The sequence below is a fragment of the Bacillus thuringiensis genome (assembly GCF_001182785.1).
Taxonomy (GTDB): Bacteria; Bacillota; Bacilli; order Bacillales; family Bacillaceae_G; genus Bacillus_A; species Bacillus_A thuringiensis_S.
On sequence record NZ_CP012099.1, the window covers coordinates 1,368,405 to 1,387,897 of the forward strand.

Below are 19,493 nucleotides of genomic sequence, written 5' to 3' on the forward strand. Positions count from 1 at the left end.
TAAAATGGAAATCATTTATGAAGACTTTAAGGAGGCATTATCTAAAATAAAAGTGCTAAGAGAAAACGCTAATATAATAGAAGAAACTGTTCAAAGAAGTGTAAGAGAAATCATTAGAAATGTAAGGGAAGGGAAAGATGAGGTTTTATCTTTCTATACAAAAAAGTTTGATGGTGTAGAGATGAAAGATTTTCGTGTAAGTGAAGAAGAAATACAGCAAGCGAGTATGTTTGTAGAGAATTCATTTTTAGAAGCTTTAAAAGAGGCGAAGAAAAACATTGTTTCGTATCACGAAAAGCAAAAGAAGCACTCAATATTCGATTGTGAAAGTAAAGGCATAATTAGAGGGCAGCTCATTCGGCCATTAGAAAATGTAGGTGTATATGTACCAGGCGGGACAGCCTCATATCCTTCTTCAGTATTAATGAATGTATTGCCAGCGAAACTCGCAGGTGTGAAAAAGATTGTAATGGTAACACCACCGAGGAAAGGAGGAATTGATCCTCATATATTAGCTGCTGCAAATCTTGCGGGAGTAGATGAAATTTATACGATAGGTGGCGCGCAAGCAATTGCTGCTTTAGCATACGGGACGGAATCGATTCCGAAAGTGGATAAAATAGTTGGACCGGGAAATTTGTACGTCGCTCTAGCGAAACGAGAAGTATACGGAATAGTAAACATCGATATGATTGCTGGCCCATCAGAAATTGTAGTTGTCGCGGATGAAACGGGTAATGCAAAGTATATCGCAGCGGATTTATTATCGCAAGCAGAGCATGACGAGAGAGCAACGGCGATTTGTATTACAACGAATATGGAACTAGCTAAAGAAGTAGAAAAAGAGGTAGAAAGACAGTTAGAAATGTTACCAAGAAGTGAAATTGCACGTGAATCGATAAAGAGAAATGGAGCCATCTTTATCATTCCTTCCTTAGATGAGGCACTAAAATTATCAAATGAAATTGCTCCAGAACATTTAGAGTTACATATAAAAGAACCGATGAATGCTCTAGATTATGTGAAACATGCAGGCTCTATTTTCCTTGGGGCATATGCGCCTGAACCGCTCGGGGATTATTTGGCGGGACCGAATCATGTATTACCAACGAGCGGAACGGCAAGATTTTTTTCTCCGTTATCAGTCGATAATTTTGTGAAAAAATCAAGTTTTATTTCTTATACGGAGGAAGCATTAAAAAATGTACAGCATCATATTGTAGAGCTTGCAAATAAAGAAGGGTTACATGCACATGCGAGAGCAATCCAAATAAGGTTTGAGGAGGGAAAATAATGCGTCAGTCCAGTCAAGTACGTGAGACGACAGAAACAAAAATTAAATTAAGTTTGCAGCTTGATGAAAGTACGAATGTATCTATTCAAACGGGGGTTGGTTTTTTCGATCATATGCTGACTTTATTTGCTAGGCATGGAAGATTTGGATTGCAAGTTGAGGCAGAAGGTGATGTATTTGTCGATGCACATCACACCGTTGAAGATATTGGAATTGTACTCGGAAATTGCTTGAAAGAAGCATTGCAAAATAAAGAGAGAATTAATCGTTACGGTTCAGCGTATGTACCGATGGATGAATCTTTAGGATTTGTCGCAATTGATATAAGTGGACGCTCATATTGTGTATTTCAAGGGGAATTAACAAATCCGAAGCTCGGGGATTTTGATACAGAATTGACGGAAGAATTTTTTAGAGCAGTTGCACATGCTGCCAATATTACATTACATGCGCGCGTTCTATACGGAAGTAATACACATCACAAAATTGAAGCATTATTTAAAGCTTTTGGTAGAGCGCTTAGAGAAGCGGTCGAAAAAAATGCCAACATTACTGGTGTAAATTCAACGAAAGGGATGTTGTAATTGATTGCCATTATAGATTATGGAATGGGGAATATTCGTAGTGTAGAGCAAGCATTAACATATATTGGGGCAGAGCACATTGTAACGAGTGACAAAGAAGAGATATTGAGAAGCGATGGCGTGATTTTACCAGGAGTAGGTGCATTTCCGAAAGCGATGGAAGTATTAGAAGAAAGAGATTTAGTGTGTGTACTAAAAGAAGTTTGTGATATAGGAAAACCACTCCTCGGTATATGTTTGGGCATGCAGCTTTTATTTGACCGAAGTGAGGAACTAAAAGATTGTAGTGGGTTAGGTTTACTACCAGGGGAAATTCGTAAGTTAAAAGTTTCGTATAAAATTCCTCATATGGGATGGAATGAATTAAGGAAGGAAAGAGAATTTCCGCTTTGGAATGGATTAGTGGATGGTTCTTTCGTGTATTATGTTCACTCATATTACGCGGATTGTCCAGATGAAATTGTATGCGGAGTAAGTGATTATGGAATACAAGTACCAGGGTTTGTAGCGAAAGGAAATGTATTTGGTGCACAGTTTCATCCAGAAAAAAGTGGTGAAATTGGCATGCAAATATTAAAAAATTTTCAAGGGGTGGTAGAAACATGGAAGTCTTCCCAGCTATCGATTTAAAAGAAGGAAGATGCGTTAGACTTTATCAAGGAGAGTTTAGTAAAGAAATGGTGATGAATGAAGATCCGGTAGCGCAGGCAATCATATTTGAAAAGCTTGGAGCGGAAATACTACACATTGTTGATTTAGACGGTGCAATTGCTGGCGAGTCGTTAAATTTGCCTGTCATTGAAAAAATCTGTAAGGCGGTACGCATTCCTATGCAAGTTGGAGGAGGAATTCGTTCACTTGTAGCGGTGGAGAAGTTATTGTCAGTAGGTGTAGAAAAAGTGATTTTAGGAACAGCAGCTCTTTATGATAAGTCATTTTTAGAGGAAGCAGTTCGTCTATATAAAGAGAAAATCATTGTTGGAATTGATGCGAAAAATGGTTTCGTAGCAACGAGAGGTTGGCTTGATCTGTCTGAAATTTCTTATATTAATTTAGCGAAACAAATGGAAAGTTTAGGTGTTCAAACGATTGTGTTTACAGACATTTCGAAAGACGGGACGCTTGCAGGGCCAAATTTTGAACAATTGGCGTTACTTCAAAAAAGTGTGGGTATTCGTCTCATTGCCTCTGGAGGAGTGGCATCTATTCAAGATGTGAAAAAGTTAAATGATATGAATATATATGGTGTCATAATTGGAAAGGCGCTTTACGAGAAAACGATTGATTTAGAAGAAGTGTTACAGGTAACGAAGTTATGTTAGCGAAACGAATTATTCCATGTTTAGATGTGAAAGAAGGGCGAGTCGTAAAGGGTGTAAATTTTATAGGATTACAAGATGTCGGTGATCCGGTTGAAATAGCTGAAGCATATAACGAGGCAGGGGCAGATGAAATCGTATTTTTAGATATTACGGCGACCCATGAAGGAAGAAAAACGATTATAGATGTTGTAGAAAAAACAGCAGCAAAAGTATTTATTCCTCTTACGGTTGGCGGGGGGATTTCAAGTGTGAAAGATATGTACAATTTACTAAGAGTTGGAGCAGACAAAGTTTCAATAAACTCAGCGGCAGTGCGAAACCCGAAGCTAATCGAAGAAGGGGTAGAACACTTTGGATCACAATGTATTGTCGTGGCAATTGACGCTAGAAAAGTAGCAGAAGATAAATGGAACGTATACGTCAACGGCGGAAGAGTTGATACAGGAATGGATGCCATAGAATGGGCGAAGCGTGTTGTTAAGCTCGGGGCGGGTGAAATTTTGTTAACGAGTATGGATGCAGATGGAACGAAAAGTGGATATGACCTTCGTTTAACAGAAGAAATTTCAAAAAGTGTTTCCATTCCAGTCATCGCATCAGGGGGCTGTGGTCATACGGATCACATTGTAGAAGTTTTTCAAAAGACAACAGTTGATGCAGCGTTAGCGGCATCCATATTTCATTATGGTGAGGCGACAGTGCAGAGTGTAAAGCGAAAATTAAGAGATGCAAATGTTGAGGTGCGGTTATGAAACCTAATTTTTCAAAAGGATTAATACCAGCAATTGTCATCGAAGAAGGTACGAAAGAAGTTTTAATGCTAGCTTATATGAATGAAGAAGCATATGAAAAAACGTTGGAGACGAAAAGAACATGGTTTTATTCTCGTTCGAGGCAGTCGTTATGGAATAAGGGAGAAACATCAGGGAATGTCCAATATGTGCAATCTCTATACTTAGATTGTGATCACGATTCAATTGTCGTGAATGTGAAACAAGTAGGACCTGCTTGTCATACGGGGGAGAAGACATGCTTTCACTATCAAATTATATAGGGGGATACATATGGAAAATGCCTTTAAGTTGCTGTATAAAACAATTGAAGAACGAAAGGAAAGCCCACTTCCTGAATCATATACAAATTATTTATTTTCAAAAGGAGAAGATAAAATTTTAAAGAAAATTGGTGAAGAGTGCGCTGAAGTAATTATCGCATGTAAAAATAATGATAAAGAAGAAGTAGTGAAAGAAATGGTTGATGTATTTTATCACTGTTTCGTTTTATTAGCTGAAAAAAATATTGCATTGGAAGATGTCATGCGAGAGGTGAAAGAACGAAATGGAAAGCTTTCGAGAGTTGGGGATAGAAGGGAAATAGATACATTATAAGGAGGAATGTATATGAAAGTAGATTATCATCTTCACTTAGAAGAAGGACCGTATTCAATAAGATGGCTTGCTAAAATAAATGAAGCATTGGAATGTTATGAACCGCTTCAAGAAAGGCATTCTATTGATTGGCTTATGAAAACACAAGAGCGTTTGCAAAAGCGTGTGAAGGAGGGGCCATTTACAAGAGAATGGATGGATCTCTATTTAGAAGAAGCTGTGCGAAAAGGAATAAAAGAAGTGGGAATTGTTGATCATCTATATCGTTTTCATGAAGCGAAAGGATATTATGAAAAATATGTAGATATTAGTGATTCTAGGCTTGGTCGTATACAGAAGGAATGGTTAGATCAAGTAAGGGTAGTTTCACTGTATGATTTTACAAAGGCAATTGAAGAGGCGAAAGAACGATGGAGTAAAAGAGGTGTCACGCTTAAACTTGGAATTGAAGCGGATTATTTTACCGGTTGTGAAGGAGAGTTAAAAGAATTATTAGGGCTAGGAGACTTTGATTATGTAATTGGTTCCGTTCATTTTCTAAATGGCTGGGGATTTGATAATCCAGATACGAAAGAATATTTTGAAGAGCATGACCTACGAGCATTATATGATACGTTTTTTAAAACGGTTGAGAGTGCGATTCGTACCGAGTTATTTGATATTATCGCTCATCTTGATAATATAAAGGTATTTAATTATCGATTGGATGAGAATGAACAGCTTTCTTATTATAAGGAAATTGCCTCTGCGTTAGTAGAAAAGAATACGGCAACAGAAATAAATGCAGGATTGTATTATCGTTATCCTGTTCGTGAAATGTGCCCAAGTCCACTATATTTACAAGTATTAGCTAAGTATGGTGTTCCAATTACGATTTCTTCGGATGCCCATTATCCAAATGATTTAGGAAACTATGTACAAGAAAATGTACAAACATTACGAGCTCACGGTGTTACTCAGGTTGCAACATTTACGAAGCGAGCAAGAGTAATGAGGTCGATTGGAGAAGAAGTAACAAATTCAAAATGAAACGCGATTTTTTGATGAAAACCGTCCTTTTTGTTCAAAATAAGAAAGAATGAAAAGGAGGGTAAGAAATGGCGAAACAACAAAATAAACAAAATGTACAAGGTGCACAGCAACAAGCTTATACTTCTGAAACGAATGCTGCATCTCAATCGGTTATTGAGGAGCAAATTAGCGATACGGTTGCAGAAGGAACTATTGATGTGAAGCTCGGAAAAGAATCGCAGGAAAAAGCGTAAGAAGAGGGGAGAGTTGCATCTCCTCTTTTTTTATGGAAAAGTGTCGATTTTCAAAACTATAATCAAATTCCTTGGTTTTTATATGTGGATTTCTTACAATGAAATATAAGAGATATCTTATTTTCTATAGAAGAGGTGTTAGTAGTGGCAAAAATATTAGTAGCGGGAAAAATTCCGGAAATTGGATTAGAACTATTAAGAGATCATGATGTAGAAATGTACGATAAAGAGGAGTTAATTTCTATAGATGAATTAACAGAGCGTGTAAAAGATAAAGATGCATTGTTAAGTTTACTTTCGACAAAAGTGCCAAAAGAAGTTATTGATGCGGCACCTCATTTAAAGATTGTTGCAAACTATGGTGCTGGTTACGACAATATTGATTACACGTATGCGGGCGAAAAAGGAATTGCAGTAACGAATACACCGAAAGTATCAACGGAAGCGACTGCAGAATTAACATTTGCACTTCTTTTAGCAGCGGCGCGTAGAATTCCTGAAGGGGATACGTTATGTCGTACGACTGGATTTAACGGGTGGGCACCGTTATTTTTCTTAGGAAGAGAAGTCCACGGTAAGACAATTGGAATTATTGGTCTTGGAGAAATCGGGAAGGCTGTTGCAAAACGTGCGAAAGCATTTGGAATGGATGTTTTATATACAGGGCCAAATCGTAAACTTGAAGCTGAAAGTGAACTGGGAGCAACGTATGTGACGTTGGAAGAATTATTACAAACAGCAGACTTTATTACAATTAACTGTGCTTATAATCCAAAATTACATCATATGATTGATGAAAAGCAGTTTAAAATGATGAAGAACACAGCGTATATTGTAAATGCTTCACGTGGACCAATTATGAATGAAGCAGCACTTGCTCATGCATTAAAAACGAATGAAATTGAAGGGGCAGCTCTTGATGTGTTTGAATTTGAACCGAAAATTACAGAAGAGTTAAAAGGATTAAAGAATGTAGTACTTGCTCCACACGTAGGGAATGCAACATTTGAAACTCGTGATGCGATGGCTGAAATGGCTGTCAGAAATATTATAGCTGTATTAAATGGCGAAGAGCCAGTAACACCTGTAAATCAAAAGGTATTAGTTACAAAATAAAAAGAAACCTTCCGGACTCGGAAGGTTTCTTATTTTTCTTTATTCGTTTTTTTAGAAGGTCTTTGTCTAATGAATTGAGATAACATGTACAAAATATATAGTGGAATGGCAATGAATAAGAAAACAGAAAAATTGCCAAATCCTGTTTGATACATTGTAATAATGATTCCAACTAAAAATAGTGTAATAATGATGCTATATCGTGGAATTGGTACATCTTTTAAACTTGGGATACGAATGCGGCTCACCATTAAAAATGCGAACGTTACAAATACGGTAATAAGAACGATTTTTGGAATGGTATGTGAAAATAATGTTAAGAAAGCAACAAGCCCTCCCGCTGCTGTAATCGGTACTCCAGTGAAATATTTCATTGAAGTAGAAGATGGTGTTACATTAAATCGTGCTAAACGATATGCTCCGAAAAGAGGGAATAATCCCGCTATGTATAATCCGATGATTCCGTAGTTTGAGAAAGATGTGTAATACATTAAAACAGCAGGTGCTGCACCAAATGTTACGACATCTGCAAGCGAGTCGAGCTCTTTTCCCATTTGTGAATCAACACGTAATAAACGAGCAACACGACCATCAAGACTATCTAACATCATCCCGATAAGTACTAAAATAGCAGCTGATTTATAATATCCTAAAGATGCATAGCCGATTGATAAAAATCCGCTATATAAATTTCCGAGCGTAAATAAGTTTGGAATAGCTGCTCTATACAAAATCTGATCCCTTGCTTTCTGTAATGAATTCTTAATTAGTGTATGAAAGTTTACTTATTTTATCATACCATAAATTTATTCCTCATACGAAAGAAATTACCAATTTGTGAAAGATTTCATAGAAGGATGGTTTGAAAATTAAGTGGAAATAAAAAGAGGAAGCAACTTGTATAAAGTTGCTTCCTTTACTATTCAAATTTTGTTGTCATCGTTCCAGTTTTATATCGATTATTAGGGTCGAAGCGTAATAAATCTCCATAAATTAATTTGTCGGAGAATTTTAATTCCGTTTTTGCTTTTTCAATGTACGGCTGACATAGTGTTATATCAGTTTCTTCACCCGTACCTCTTTTGTAGCACATATTTTTTGTATAAATATATTCGTCAGAAACAAAGCTACCATCACGCATTACCATAAGTGGGTCTTTTTCTTTAATAAATAAGTCAGTTCCAAATTCAACTGATTTATTTGTTTTAATACCAAGTAAGTGAAGGAGCGTTGGCTTAATATCAATTTGACCGGAAACTTTAGAAACAACTTTTCCTTCTTGACCAGGCACATGAATAATGAGAGGGACTCGTTGTAATTGCATAGAATCGAATGGTGTAATAGTATCTTTCCCTAGGAACTGTGCCATAGCTGCGTTATGATTTTCAGAAATACCATAATGATCACCATAAATGACAATAACGGAATTATCATACAGTCCTTCTTCTTTTAATTGTTTAATAAATAATTTAAGAGCTTCATCTGTGTAACGAACAGTTGGGAAGTAGCGGTTTACGACACCACTTTCCGAGTTGAATTCATCAACATATTGATCTTCCGGATTTAGAAGAAATGGAAAATGATTTGTTAATGTAATAAATTTTGTATAGAACGGTTGCGGTAAAGATTTTAGCTTTGGAATAGATTGTTCAAAGAACTCTTTATCTTTTAATCCCCAACCGACAGACATTTGTTCCGTTCCTGCGTAATCATTTAAATTAAAGTAACGATCATATCCAAGCGCAGGATACATTACATCCCGATTCCAAAACGTTTTATCGTTTGAATGGAAGACGGCAGAAGAATATCCGTATTTCTTTAATTGTTCTGGTGTAGCTGTGTATTCATTTGTTGCATGCGTAAAGAATACAGAACCACGATCTAGCGGATAAAGTGAGTTTTCAACGATAAATTCAGCATCAGAAGTTTTACCTTGTCCAGTTTGGTGATAGAAGTTATCGAAATAGAAACTATCCTTAATAAATTCATTTAAAAATGGTGTAATTTCTTTTCCATTTATTTTTTTATTAATAACAAAGCTTTGTGTAGATTCCATTGAAATTAAAATTACATTTTTACCTTTTGCAGCTCCAAATAAGTTTTTATCAACTTGCTTGTCTTTTGAATCTGTATAGTTTTTAATTTCAGAAAATCCATCACCACTTGCAAATACACGCTCAGCTGAAGACTTGGATTGAAGTGTAATATCAAATAGATGATATGTGTATAAACCTAAATTTTTCACGACAGTTTGACGGTCAAATGAGCGTGAGAACATTTGTGGTTTATAAATAACTGATACAACAATTTGTAGTGCTAATAAAGCTGTTACACCGCTAAAGAAAGTTCGCTTCTCTGAGCGGGAAAGTGGTGTTTTGTCGCCAAATGATGGGAATTTACGCGAAATAAACATTAAAATAATTGCATCTGCAAATAAAAGTAATGTTTTGTACGTAAAGAGTTCTTTTATACTTGTCCCTAAATCAGCCATATTGTTTGTTTGGAATAAAACCGGGAAAGTAACGAAATCGTTATAGAACCCATAAAACATTGCGTTTCCAAATAAAATAAATGACAGTATAAAACTGATTCCAATTATAATTCGGTTTCGGTGCTTAGATGCAAGTAAAGCTAAGCCGAAAAATAAAAGTAACGCAGCTAGTGGATTAATAAAAAGCATGAATTCTTCAAAGAAATTATCAATTTTAATATCAAATGCTAGCTTGTACACAATATATGTTTTAATCCATAGTAAAACGACTGCAACGAGTGCAAATCGCAGTTTTGGAAACAGATGTTGTAGCATAATATACTCCTCTCCTAAAAAGCATGACAGTTCGTGAGTCAGTTTGCTTAACGACTCATTTTATATATACGAACAGTCCTTTGTTATTATGATTATTATACTATGAGTATAGTTGTTTAAAGTCAATATCCCTTGATATATTAAGGTTTATCTAGTTTGGTTTTCTTGTTTGCAAACATTTTGCAAACAATGGTTATCCAAAGATGCTTTTGCCGAAGTTTTCAACCGCTTCTTTTTGCATGTTTGGTAATATGTGTGAATAAATCCTCAAGGTCATTGAAATGTCTGTATGGCCTAATCTTTCGCTTATAATTTTTGGATTGACTCCTTGTTTTAATAATAAGGTTGCATGTGTATGTCTTACATCATGAAATCTTATTTCTTTTACACCCGCTTTTTTAATAATTTTCTTGAAGTGAGCTCTAAAAGTACATCTCTTCAAAACTTCTCCCACTTCATTGCAATTTATTAAATCTAAATCGCTATAAGCAGAGCCTAAGCGTAATTTCTCCTTATTAACTTGTGTTCGGTATTTTTTTAGAGCTTCTATAGTTTTTGCTGGCACAGGAATCGTACGCTTGGATGATTTGTTTTTTGCAGTTAATTTAACTTTGTTATCAAAACCAATAGTCTGATTGATTGTAACAGTGCTATTTTTAAAATCAACATCTTGCCATCGTAAACCAAGAACTTCTCCTAAACGCATACCTGTAGTAATTGCAATGACATAGCCGATATGGTATCGTGAATCTTGTGAATGAAATAAAAAACTCTTTACTTCTTCCTCTGTCCAGGGCTGGATAGAGGATTTTTCTTTTTTTGGTATTTCAGCAAAGTTAGCAGGGTTTTTGGTAATAACATTTTGTTTTACCGCTAAATTGAGAGCGCTCTTTAAAATTTTATGCATAAGAAGAATGGAGTTGTTAGCGATCCCTTTATCTATTGTGGCCTTATAACATTTTTGAATGTGTATTGCATTTAATTTATGGAGTGAAACCATCCCAATAGTTGGCATAATATATGCATTTATATAGGCTTTATAAGAAATATACGTACCGTTTTCTAAACTCATTTTTTTTACTTCTAACCATTCCAATAAATATTCTTTTAAGGTAAGTTTAGATGGCTCCACAAAAGTTCCTTCATTCAACTCTGTAATCTTCTTCGCTACATCAGCCTGTGCTTCTTTTTTCGTCTTATACCCAGAAAACCACTTCTGTCTTCTTTTTCCTGTCTCCGGATCTGGTCCAATATCAATAATAATGCAATATTTATTTCCTCTTTTTCGAATATGTCCTTTCACTTAAACCACTCCTTCATTTTTTGAATCATGTTGTATAAAGTCTAGTTGTAATTTTGCTGCTATGAAAATTACATAGTTGGACATATCAGCGATGGATACATTTTATCATATATAAACAAATTCGGTTATAGGATATGTTTGTCGGCTCTTGTTGAATAATGGTAAAATATTAATAGAATTAGATAGGAGGGGAAAGGATATGGGAGAATTCACAATGGACCCTGGTACTCATAAAGTTACAAATCCTGGTGGCTTGAAAGCAAGATTAGGACCAGGAACTATAGTACATAGAAGGAGCCTAACAGCTCTTTTTTTATTACATAAAAAAAGAGAGAGCATCGGCTCTCTTGATTAAATTGTAAAAGGAAGAAAATTTTACAATTTGAAATTGGAAATGATTTCTTTTATGATGAAATCAAATCACAATATTTCATTATTTTCACTTAGGAACCTTACATAATGATCTAGTTGCTTACAGAAGTTTTTTCTTTGGCTTTCAGATAACACCCCATATGTTTTTTGAATGCCAATCATGGTATTGTGCAACATTGTATCATCAAAATCATCAATGCGTCCTGTAAGTATATCTAGTGTCACATTGAAATAGGAAGCGAGGCGAAATAATGTAGTAAGATCAGGCTCAGAAAAACCATTTTCGTAATTGTTTATTTGGCTTCTACTAAGGTTTAGTTCATGAGCTAAATCCTCTTGCCTTAACGAACGACTTTTTCTTAACGTTTTTAAAGTTTCACTAAATGTTTTCATAGTACAAGTATAGTTATAGGTGTATCGATATACCATAAATGATAGATTTATTGTCGTATATTATTCATTGATAGAAAAATAATTATATATGTGAAGTAAAATAGAACGAAGGTTCGTATTTATGATAAAATATGTATGTGAAGTCTTCACACGCCGCATGCAAAATTGCATATTTTTGTGTAACTTAAGAACCGTTGATATACAGCTATTTCATAATTTTCTCAATAATTATCAGAAAAATCCACGACTGAATTTTGGAAAATTTGTGGTATTATGAAAATATTAAAATAAATGGAACGAAAAAAAGACTCACAGCGTGTACAAGTAGTGCTCACAACACTCTTATACCATTCGCCCGACTCACTAGGGGAACATTTGCCATAAGTCTCTTTTCGGTTACTTCATGAGTAACACTTCACATTATAACATGCCGATAATGATAATAAAACATTACTGTGGTATTAATTTCCTTTTAAGAAGTTGAGAAAATAAGCGAAGTCTTTGTTCCAATAGGAGGAGCAAAAATGAAGAAGTTAATGAACATGGTAGGAGATTTTATTGATTCTAACAATATGGTTAGAAATGATTTAGCTATAAAAATAGGTGTTAGTAATACAACGCTTGGAAATGGACTGAATGGAAAATTCGAAATGAAATTCGAAAATTTTTTGAAATTGTTGAATGAAATCTATGATAATCAAAGAGAAATTAGATTGAAAATAAAAAAATTCGCAATGAAATGTACAAGCGATTTAAATGTGAAAAAATCGCTTTTTTATTGTCAGGCAGCTGGGGAATATGACACTATTCAATATTTAATTAGAAAATATAAAAATAATGAAAATTTACAAAGGTATATTGATGTATATGAACTTTTCAATAAGAGGAATCGTAATGAAATGCGTGGACAAGAATTAAGTAATTTGGTTAATACATTGACGCAAATAGAGGATGTAGACCGCCAAATACTTATTGAACTGTTATTAACGGTATGCATGTATGATCATGGTAATTATAGCGCGATGCTTCCACATGCTGATAATGCTAGAAATGCACTACCAAAAGTAAAAAATAAGTTTATAAAACAATGTGTAGAATTATATTTTCATGAACGCCAAGCCTATATACAACTTCTAAATAATAATGTTAGTGAAAGCCGCAGGATAGCTAATAAAGTCGTAGAATCAAGTTTTAATGCTTTAATCACTAAAGCCACAGCATTATGCTGCATTGGGGAATCTTATATATTTTCAGGGGAAATTTTGAAAGCTGAAAAGTACATCCTAGAATCCATTAGTTTATTAAAAGAAGTATCTTCTGCACAGAAAACCAGAAAATACAAATCATTTCATACAACATTAGCTTTTCTTTACATAGAACATAACTTTAATCTTGATAAAATTGATTTTATGGCAATAGATAAGGCTGAAATCGCTTTTTTTGAAGCGAAGTATGGCGATCGAAACCTTGCTATTAAGCTATTAAACGAATTGTTAGAAGAGAACGGAAAATTGACTGGTTTTCAATGGTATTATTATGCTTACGCTAGACCGGAAAAAAGAATAGAATATCTCAATAATGCGTTGCTAGAACTTGCTAAAAATGGTAATATATATTACATGCAGGCTATTCGCGAAGCCTTTACGAAAGAGCAGGTGAGTTGATAAATGAAAAAAATCATAGCAACAGTAATTTGTACTTTCGCCTTATGTGCATTTGTACATAAGGCAGACACAGCAAACAACGCAAATTTATCTGTTAAACCTACAATTCAATATATGATGACGGATCCTGGTGGGCTTTAGGCTCAAAATGAGGGGATTTTAAAAAGACGCTACTTCGGTAGCGTCTTTCGTGCATTATAGGCTATAAAACTTTTTAAGGTAAAAGGTTAAAGTTTTAAGATTGTGATTTAATTCACAATATAATATGAAGAAACCGAGGGGGGTAAAGTATGTTAAACATTATTGAAAAGGATAAATTAGAGATTTTAATTAACGCAGCAAATAAAGGGGACCAACAAGCTATAAATTACTTGCAAATATTGTTTGACCATGTGAGCGAGTTCGAAGAAGCAAATAAAAAAAAGAGGATTGTTAGCGTATAATTGCTATCAATCCTCTATATTGTCTACCATGCCGTTTAACATTTTGATAATGAATCGTTGTTGTTCTTCAGTCAACTTCTCGATTCTGTCTACAGCAGTATTCAGTTCTATTTTTACTTCAGATGCCTCATTTTCACTGGAATTTCTATTATTTGTTCTTCCCAGGATGTAATCAACACTAATATTACCTTTCTTGGCAATCTTGTTAATCGTTTCTACTGAAGGGTTTTTTCTACCAAGTTCGATCAACGATATTAGAGATTTACTAACTCCTATAGATTCTGCAAATTGACTCTGACTTAGTTTTAATTCAGCACGTATTTCTTTAACACGTTTGCCGATAGCATTCTCCATTTAAAATTCCCCTTTTTTATAAAGAAATTAAATACCATTCTATATATAAATTAACACTATCGACTACTCTAAGACAACTTTTTTTGTTTTTTTTGAAAAAAATCAAATTAAGTGTTTACTAAGAGTAGTCGATGGTGTTATTATGAATTCAACGAAATAAACGAGGGTGATTCAAATGACTCAAACAATAAAATTAAACACAGAAAGAGCTAGAGAGCTAAGGGAAAATTATGGTTATACTCATGGTTATGTTGCTCAACAACTCAACTGTCATAAAAGTGCATATAGTCATATTGAAAGGGGTTTTAGGCAACCGAGCATAGATAAGTTAGGGAAACTATCAGAGTTATATGGTGTCTCTACAGATGAATTATTAAAAAAAAGTACACTATAGGTGGAAATTTTTTTAGACTATTCGACTACCCTAGGTAGTCTTAGGAGGGGGACGAAAATGGATCAATTACAGGTCGTTGAAAATAATCAACTTACATTAACAAGTTTAGAAATCTCTGAAATGTTGAATAAACGTCATTCGGATTTATTAAGAACTATCGAAGAATACGTATTTGTTTTAGAAAACGCAAAATTGCGTTCTCAAAATTTCTTTAAAGAATCTTCATATAAGGTTGAAGGTAACAACAAAACTTATAAACAATATCTTTTAACTCGTAAAGGTTGTGACATGGTAGCTAACAAAATGACTGGAGAGAAAGGGATCTTGTTTACCGCAACATATATTGAAAGATTCCATCAAATGGAGCAGGAGTTAAAAATAAAGCAAGCACATTTACCAATTAATCCATTTAATCAGATTCAACTAATTGCTATAGGTACCACACAACTAAATGAACGAGTTGAAAAGCTAGAGGTATTCTTTGATGAAAGATTAACAGTGGATTACGGTCAGCAACAAGCAATTAGAAATGCTTTAAACCGTAGAGTGTACAAGCTTTGGGATGACGGAACTATAAATCAAGTTGTTCATGATAGCAGAAAGAAACTTTTCTCAGCAGCATGGAGAGATGTGAAGTCAGCATTTGCTGTAAATAGTTATTGCAACATCTTACAGAAAGACTTTAATGAAGCGATATCATACATAAATGCTTGGCGGCCGAGGTTGGTGTGATTATGTATTTTAGTTATTTTGAAAGGAGCAAAATGAAATGGGATTAGATCAAATCATTAAAGAATCAATCCGCGAAGTTGTTCGAGAGGAAATCCAAGCGGCATTAGCTGCATTCCAACAACAAGCACAACCAAATAAAGTAATGCGAGTAAAAGAAGCGGCTGCTTATCTCAATATCGCAATTTCTCGAATGTATGAATTAGCAAACCACCCACAGTTTCCAGTAATTAGAGATGGGCGTAAGTTACTCTTTTTACAGAAAGATTTAGAAGCATGGCTTGAAGCACAAAAAGAAGAATCAAGCATTGTTTAAGCATATACGTATTTGATAAATAAGGAGGTGATTTAGTGGAAGATACAACATCGTTAGTTATATTCGCAATGTTAATCGCATGTGGTTCATGGTTGCTTTACATCACTTACGAACCAATAAAATAATGGGCTTGGAGTGATGTAAAACAAAATAAAAAGACCCATAGCAGTGGGTCCTTTAAGAAAAAATAGTTGCTATAAGTATACCACGGAAAGTAGGGAAATAGTACATGGATTTAAATGAATATCAAGTGCTATTACCTAATAAGTTCTGGGACTTAGCAAAAAGCAATGAAGAATTAAAAATGATGATTGAGCAATACTTCAGTGTTGGTTACCCGCATTATGAGATTCAACGAATTATCAATAGTGGGCAAACGCAAATTGCAATTTGTATTCGGAGGTAAATAAATGGCTAAATACAGACATGTTCAAACTACATTTTGGTCAGATCCAAAGGTTACAGAAGAAATGACACCAGAGGATAGATACTTTTATCTGTATCTAATGACAAATGAACATACAACTCAAATTGGTGTATATCAAATTACACGGAAACAAATGGCTTTCGAATTAGGTTATTCCATAGAAAGCGCTAAAGCTTTGCTAGATCGTTTTACGAAACATCATGAGTTGATAGTATACAACGAAGAAACGAGGGAAGTATGCATCCTTAACTGGGGGAAATACAACTTGATTAAAGGCGGAAAGCCAATTGAAGATTGTATTCAAAAAGAGTTAAAAACAATTAAAGACTTATCGTTGGTAAAACTTGTATTAGATAGAACTAAAAATGAGGTGCTAGTTAAAAAAATCAGTATTATGGCAGGGTTTGACGATACGTACCACGATACGTCAACGATACGTGGACAAAAAGAAAAAGAAAAAGAAAAAAATACTACGTCATCTTCTTCTGACGAATCAGATACAAAAGTATCCATTCCTTATCAAGAAATACTAAATTATTTAAATAAAAAAGCGGATAAGAACTTTAACCATAAAGCAGAAAGTCATAGAAAGTTAATTAGAGCCAGATGGAATGAAGGGTATACAGTTGAAAACTTTAAAACTGTTATTGATATCAAGGTAACACAATGGCTTGGAAAGCTTGATAGAGAAGGGAAACCTCTTAATCAGTATTTAAGACCAAGTACATTATTTGCCCAGAAACATTTTGATAACTATTTAAATGAAACAGTAAAAGGAGCGAAAAATAATGATCCAATTGCAAGAAACGGAGCAGTTTACTACAACGAAACTGAATTTGACTTCTAATCTATGTGAAGTGTGTAAAGAAAAAGGAATTAAGCAACGAACAATGATTTTTCAAGGCGAGGAAGTTTGTCCTAAATGTTATTTACAAAAGGACCACGATAGATTGTATACGGAATGCAACAAATATTACAAGGGTGAAGAGGAACGGAGAAGAAAAGCTTATTTCCATAATCATAGTTTAATCAGTGATCCTACAATCATGAATGCAAAATTTGATAATTTCATACCTGATTGTGATGAAGAAGTGAGTAACAGAGCTCAAGCTGTAACACATGCCCATAACATTATAAGCGATATGAAATATACATTAGTAGCTTCTGGAGATGCAGGAAGAGGAAAAAGTCACTTAATGCATGCCATAGCTGAAGAAATTAATGAGAACGGAACGCAAACTGTGTTGTTTATTAGCGAAAGTGTTTTATTCAAAAAGTTAAAAGCTACATTCAAAAGAGGTTCTGAGTTATCTGAAGATGATTATTTACAAAAAATAATTGATGCAGATGTAGTGATATTTGATGATTTCGGTTCAACGTTAGGTGATTACAGAGATATCAACTTGAAAGCACTTGAATTCCACAATAAAAAAGGGGAAGGGAATATTACTGATCTCCAAAGAGCAACAAAATATATGAATGATACTTATATGACCATTTTTGATGGTAGACAAGGAAAGGCTAATGGAATTGCTACAAATTTAGTAGGTGCAGCAATCACGTATTGTTATGACCAGCGAATCACATCTAGGATACTTGGTTGCAAATCAGCCATGACATTTAAAAATACACCTGATAGACGTAAGAAAGCTTTGCCTTTTTGATAAGTAATACATTTAAAACAAGGAGGAATAATCATGTGTGCATCATGCCGTAATACAGGAATTATTCGTAAAGAAATTTATTCAGGTGTGGATCTAACGGAAGGGTGTAACTGTGAAGTAGCAAAACAACAGCAAGAAGAAAATGATAAGCGTTGGAAAGCGTACTTAATTAAATTCGAGTCAATGAAACAAGAGTTGCAACGGAATCAACAACAAAAAGTAAGTTAACAAGGGGGAGCAAGTTATGAAAAATACAGGTGTTGTAAGAAAAGTGGACGAGCTAGGGCGATTAGTAATTCCAGTTGAATTGCGCAGGACCTTAGGTATTGCTGAAGGGACAGCGTTAGACTTTCATGTTGACGGAGAAAACATCATTTTAAGAAAACCAGAAAAGTCATGTTTTGTAACAGGTGAAGTGTCTGAATCCAACATCGAATTGTTAGGCGGCCGAATGGTTTTGAGTAAGGAAGGGGCAAGTGAGTTATTGGACCTTCTTCAAAAGAATGTGATGGAACATGCCTAAACAGCTAAATATTTTTGAAGTCGAGCCATCCGTTTGTGAATTCGATGTAATGAAGGCAAATGTAAAAAGAGGAAATGGACGCACTACATATGCAGATGTACGCGTTCATGTTCCAAAGAATGCAAAGTGTACGGATGAGTTACCACGCACAACAAAACAAGATGATCGTTATGACATCTTCGAAGAATATGTAATGGCAATTTGGAGATTTCAACGCGCTGTAGATAAATTTTTTAGTTGGGATACAGCAGAAGAGTTGTGTAAGGCGGCAAGGGATAAAAAAGAAATAATTCCAGTGCGGGTTTATTTAGGAAGTGGCTTTAAACCTGATGTTGTCGAGTACATGAAGTGAGAAAAAAGGGAGAGGAACATAGAACATATGAAGAAAGAAATCGATGTTACAAGTAATAAACTCCTTGTAGTAAAAGATGGTGAAATCCTTTCATTCAATCCACCAGAAAGTGGTTTTGGTGAGCAAGTCGTAATTTGGGTAAACGGTAAGGGTGTCCATGTCAAAACTACTTCTAATGAAAAGATAGATTAATTATTTAATAAGAAAGTGGGTTCGCTTATGAGTGTCGCAAGGAATCATGAAGTGATGAAGGAATCACGTTTGAAGGTATACATCGCTTTAGAAGAGGCTAACTTCATTTGGGATGAAAGAGATGTAGTTCGTTTTCGTGAAATGTGGAGTCAAGGGATGAGCTTACCAAAGATGGCAAAAGCTTTAAGGAGACACCAAGCGGAAGTTGCGCTTCTTGTAATAGACCAGGCTGATAAGTATTTGATTGAGAATCGTTCAATTGGGTTGGGCACATAAGAGGGAAACTACTTCCCTCTTATGTACTCTTCAGCGTAATCTGTTGTATCAGTTTGACACATTTCAGCAGAAACTTTTAATAAAAATGTTTCGCCACCGCAAGATTCACAATAGAAAGCGTCGGGTGGATTTATGTTTAAACAAGTATCTCCAGAATCATTACAACTATTGTATAAAGAAGTACCGCAACGTTTGCAAAAATGCGCATCTGGTGAAAAATCTTCATTTTCACAGTAAATACATTTAGAAAATCTTAATTTAGGATCATCTTTCATTAGTGATTACACCTCCTTTTCTAAATATAGTTTATAACAAA

31 protein-coding genes are annotated in these 19,493 nt (G+C 34.7%); 25 read left to right on the forward strand and 6 right to left on the reverse strand.

What is annotated here, in order from left to right; genetic code table 11:
- The first annotated feature begins 4 nt into the window (after positions 1 to 4).
- From hisD to AC241_RS07185, 10 genes are all read left to right on the forward strand, one after another.
- The gene (gene hisD / locus AC241_RS07140) at positions 5 to 1,294 is read left to right on the forward strand and encodes a histidinol dehydrogenase (RefSeq protein WP_050842963.1); all 1,290 of its coding nucleotides are present in this window, start codon (positions 5 to 7) and stop codon (positions 1,292 to 1,294) included.
- Entirely contained in the window at positions 1,294 to 1,878 is a 585-nt protein-coding gene (hisB, locus tag AC241_RS07145) for an imidazoleglycerol-phosphate dehydratase HisB (protein WP_016082332.1), read from the forward strand. The genes hisD and hisB overlap by 1 nt, the downstream gene beginning before the upstream one ends.
- Positions 1,879 to 2,508, forward strand: coding sequence for an imidazole glycerol phosphate synthase subunit HisH (gene hisH / locus AC241_RS07150; protein ID WP_029441810.1), 630 nt, complete (start codon positions 1,879 to 1,881; stop codon positions 2,506 to 2,508).
- Positions 2,481 to 3,200 (forward strand): 1-(5-phosphoribosyl)-5-[(5-phosphoribosylamino)methylideneamino]imidazole-4-carboxamide isomerase, encoded by a 720-nt coding sequence (gene hisA / locus AC241_RS07155; protein WP_050842965.1) that lies wholly within the window; start codon positions 2,481 to 2,483, stop codon positions 3,198 to 3,200. Before hisH ends, hisA begins: the two co-directional genes overlap by 28 nt.
- Complete coding sequence (gene hisF / locus AC241_RS07160) at positions 3,194 to 3,952, forward strand: imidazole glycerol phosphate synthase subunit HisF (protein WP_048563680.1); 759 nt, start codon at positions 3,194 to 3,196, stop codon at positions 3,950 to 3,952. The genes hisA and hisF overlap by 7 nt, the downstream gene beginning before the upstream one ends.
- Entirely contained in the window at positions 3,949 to 4,254 is a 306-nt protein-coding gene (gene hisI, locus AC241_RS07165; protein WP_016082328.1) for a phosphoribosyl-AMP cyclohydrolase, read from the forward strand. The genes hisF and hisI overlap by 4 nt, the downstream gene beginning before the upstream one ends.
- Before the next feature lie 10 nt (positions 4,255 to 4,264).
- Positions 4,265 to 4,588, forward strand: a complete 324-nt coding sequence (gene hisE / locus AC241_RS07170; protein WP_000426355.1) for a phosphoribosyl-ATP diphosphatase — start codon at positions 4,265 to 4,267, stop codon at positions 4,586 to 4,588.
- A 12-nt stretch (positions 4,589 to 4,600) separates the two neighbouring features.
- Complete coding sequence (locus tag AC241_RS07175; protein ID WP_048563679.1) at positions 4,601 to 5,617, forward strand: histidinol phosphate phosphatase domain-containing protein; 1,017 nt, start codon at positions 4,601 to 4,603, stop codon at positions 5,615 to 5,617.
- A gap of 68 nt (positions 5,618 to 5,685) precedes the next feature.
- On the forward strand, positions 5,686 to 5,853 hold the full coding sequence (locus AC241_RS07180; RefSeq protein WP_001118878.1) for a YozQ family protein: 168 nt from the start codon (positions 5,686 to 5,688) through the stop codon (positions 5,851 to 5,853).
- A 144-nt stretch (positions 5,854 to 5,997) separates the two neighbouring features.
- The gene (locus AC241_RS07185) at positions 5,998 to 6,969 is read left to right on the forward strand and encodes an NAD(P)-dependent oxidoreductase (protein ID WP_016082326.1); all 972 of its coding nucleotides are present in this window, start codon (positions 5,998 to 6,000) and stop codon (positions 6,967 to 6,969) included.
- A gap of 29 nt (positions 6,970 to 6,998) precedes the next feature.
- Here the strand turns inward: AC241_RS07185 and pssA are convergent, their stop codons facing one another.
- The 3 genes from pssA to AC241_RS07200 form a co-directional block, all read right to left on the reverse strand.
- Positions 6,999 to 7,700 carry a CDP-diacylglycerol--serine O-phosphatidyltransferase gene (pssA, locus tag AC241_RS07190; RefSeq protein WP_000285418.1) on the reverse strand — a complete coding sequence of 234 codons (702 nt, stop codon included), beginning with the start codon at positions 7,698 to 7,700 and terminating at the stop codon, positions 6,999 to 7,001.
- 188 nt (positions 7,701 to 7,888) lie between these two features.
- Positions 7,889 to 9,775 carry an LTA synthase family protein gene (locus AC241_RS07195; RefSeq protein WP_016082325.1) on the reverse strand — a complete coding sequence of 629 codons (1,887 nt, stop codon included), beginning with the start codon at positions 9,773 to 9,775 and terminating at the stop codon, positions 7,889 to 7,891.
- Positions 9,776 to 9,968: 193 nt separating this feature from the next.
- Positions 9,969 to 11,078 (reverse strand): site-specific integrase, encoded by a 1,110-nt coding sequence (locus AC241_RS07200; RefSeq protein WP_029437994.1) that lies wholly within the window; start codon positions 11,076 to 11,078, stop codon positions 9,969 to 9,971.
- Between the two features lie 199 nt (positions 11,079 to 11,277).
- Between AC241_RS07200 and AC241_RS34260 the strand changes: the two genes are divergently transcribed.
- Entirely contained in the window at positions 11,278 to 11,433 is a 156-nt protein-coding gene (locus AC241_RS34260; protein WP_155417051.1) for a hypothetical protein, read from the forward strand.
- A gap of 65 nt (positions 11,434 to 11,498) precedes the next feature.
- Here AC241_RS34260 and AC241_RS07205 read toward each other — a convergent pair whose 3' ends face one another.
- Complete coding sequence (locus AC241_RS07205) at positions 11,499 to 11,843, reverse strand: helix-turn-helix domain-containing protein (protein WP_050842967.1); 345 nt, start codon at positions 11,841 to 11,843, stop codon at positions 11,499 to 11,501.
- A gap of 524 nt (positions 11,844 to 12,367) precedes the next feature.
- On the opposite strand from AC241_RS07205, the gene AC241_RS07210 reads away from it, so the two are divergent.
- The 3 genes from AC241_RS07210 (at position 12,368) to AC241_RS34265 (ending at position 13,950) form a co-directional block, all read left to right on the forward strand.
- Entirely contained in the window at positions 12,368 to 13,507 is a 1,140-nt protein-coding gene (locus AC241_RS07210) for an AimR family lysis-lysogeny pheromone receptor (protein ID WP_050842969.1), read from the forward strand.
- A gap of 3 nt (positions 13,508 to 13,510) precedes the next feature.
- Positions 13,511 to 13,648, forward strand: coding sequence for a hypothetical protein (locus AC241_RS34700; RefSeq protein ID WP_162901155.1), 138 nt, complete (start codon positions 13,511 to 13,513; stop codon positions 13,646 to 13,648).
- A 149-nt stretch (positions 13,649 to 13,797) separates the two neighbouring features.
- Entirely contained in the window at positions 13,798 to 13,950 is a 153-nt protein-coding gene (locus AC241_RS34265; protein ID WP_155417052.1) for a hypothetical protein, read from the forward strand.
- Positions 13,951 to 13,956: 6 nt separating this feature from the next.
- Here AC241_RS34265 and AC241_RS07215 read toward each other — a convergent pair whose 3' ends face one another.
- Positions 13,957 to 14,304, reverse strand: coding sequence for a helix-turn-helix domain-containing protein (locus AC241_RS07215; RefSeq protein ID WP_029437997.1), 348 nt, complete (start codon positions 14,302 to 14,304; stop codon positions 13,957 to 13,959).
- A gap of 175 nt (positions 14,305 to 14,479) precedes the next feature.
- Here AC241_RS07215 and AC241_RS07220 point away from each other — a divergent pair, with 175 nt between their 5' ends.
- From AC241_RS07220 to AC241_RS07275, 11 genes are all read left to right on the forward strand, one after another.
- The gene (locus AC241_RS07220; protein WP_033694466.1) at positions 14,480 to 14,698 is read left to right on the forward strand and encodes a helix-turn-helix domain-containing protein; all 219 of its coding nucleotides are present in this window, start codon (positions 14,480 to 14,482) and stop codon (positions 14,696 to 14,698) included.
- Between the two features lie 57 nt (positions 14,699 to 14,755).
- Positions 14,756 to 15,430, forward strand: a complete 675-nt coding sequence (locus AC241_RS07225) for a Rha family transcriptional regulator (protein WP_029437999.1) — start codon at positions 14,756 to 14,758, stop codon at positions 15,428 to 15,430.
- A gap of 37 nt (positions 15,431 to 15,467) precedes the next feature.
- Positions 15,468 to 15,743 (forward strand): helix-turn-helix domain-containing protein, encoded by a 276-nt coding sequence (locus AC241_RS07230; protein WP_029438000.1) that lies wholly within the window; start codon positions 15,468 to 15,470, stop codon positions 15,741 to 15,743.
- Between the two features lie 229 nt (positions 15,744 to 15,972).
- Positions 15,973 to 16,149 (forward strand): hypothetical protein, encoded by a 177-nt coding sequence (locus tag AC241_RS34705; RefSeq protein WP_050842971.1) that lies wholly within the window; start codon positions 15,973 to 15,975, stop codon positions 16,147 to 16,149.
- 4 nt (positions 16,150 to 16,153) lie between these two features.
- Complete coding sequence (locus tag AC241_RS07245; RefSeq protein WP_050842973.1) at positions 16,154 to 17,017, forward strand: conserved phage C-terminal domain-containing protein; 864 nt, start codon at positions 16,154 to 16,156, stop codon at positions 17,015 to 17,017.
- Positions 16,959 to 17,834 (forward strand): DnaA ATPase domain-containing protein, encoded by an 876-nt coding sequence (locus AC241_RS07250; protein WP_050842975.1) that lies wholly within the window; start codon positions 16,959 to 16,961, stop codon positions 17,832 to 17,834. The genes AC241_RS07245 and AC241_RS07250 overlap by 59 nt, the downstream gene beginning before the upstream one ends.
- 33 nt (positions 17,835 to 17,867) lie before the next feature.
- Positions 17,868 to 18,062: a hypothetical protein gene (locus tag AC241_RS07255; RefSeq protein ID WP_050842977.1), complete on the forward strand. Its 195-nt coding sequence runs from the start codon at positions 17,868 to 17,870 to the stop codon at positions 18,060 to 18,062.
- A 16-nt stretch (positions 18,063 to 18,078) separates the two neighbouring features.
- The gene (locus AC241_RS07260; RefSeq protein WP_050842979.1) at positions 18,079 to 18,357 is read left to right on the forward strand and encodes an AbrB/MazE/SpoVT family DNA-binding domain-containing protein; all 279 of its coding nucleotides are present in this window, start codon (positions 18,079 to 18,081) and stop codon (positions 18,355 to 18,357) included.
- Positions 18,350 to 18,709 (forward strand): hypothetical protein, encoded by a 360-nt coding sequence (locus tag AC241_RS07265; protein ID WP_050842981.1) that lies wholly within the window; start codon positions 18,350 to 18,352, stop codon positions 18,707 to 18,709. The genes AC241_RS07260 and AC241_RS07265 overlap by 8 nt, the downstream gene beginning before the upstream one ends.
- A gap of 27 nt (positions 18,710 to 18,736) precedes the next feature.
- Entirely contained in the window at positions 18,737 to 18,901 is a 165-nt protein-coding gene (locus AC241_RS07270) for a DUF3954 domain-containing protein (protein ID WP_050842983.1), read from the forward strand.
- Between the two features lie 27 nt (positions 18,902 to 18,928).
- Positions 18,929 to 19,177 carry a hypothetical protein gene (locus AC241_RS07275; protein ID WP_050842985.1) on the forward strand — a complete coding sequence of 83 codons (249 nt, stop codon included), beginning with the start codon at positions 18,929 to 18,931 and terminating at the stop codon, positions 19,175 to 19,177.
- A gap of 8 nt (positions 19,178 to 19,185) precedes the next feature.
- On the opposite strand, the gene AC241_RS07280 is transcribed toward AC241_RS07275, so the two are convergent.
- Positions 19,186 to 19,452, reverse strand: coding sequence for a hypothetical protein (locus AC241_RS07280; RefSeq protein ID WP_050842986.1), 267 nt, complete (start codon positions 19,450 to 19,452; stop codon positions 19,186 to 19,188).
- Between the last annotated feature and the right edge of the window lie 41 nt (positions 19,453 to 19,493).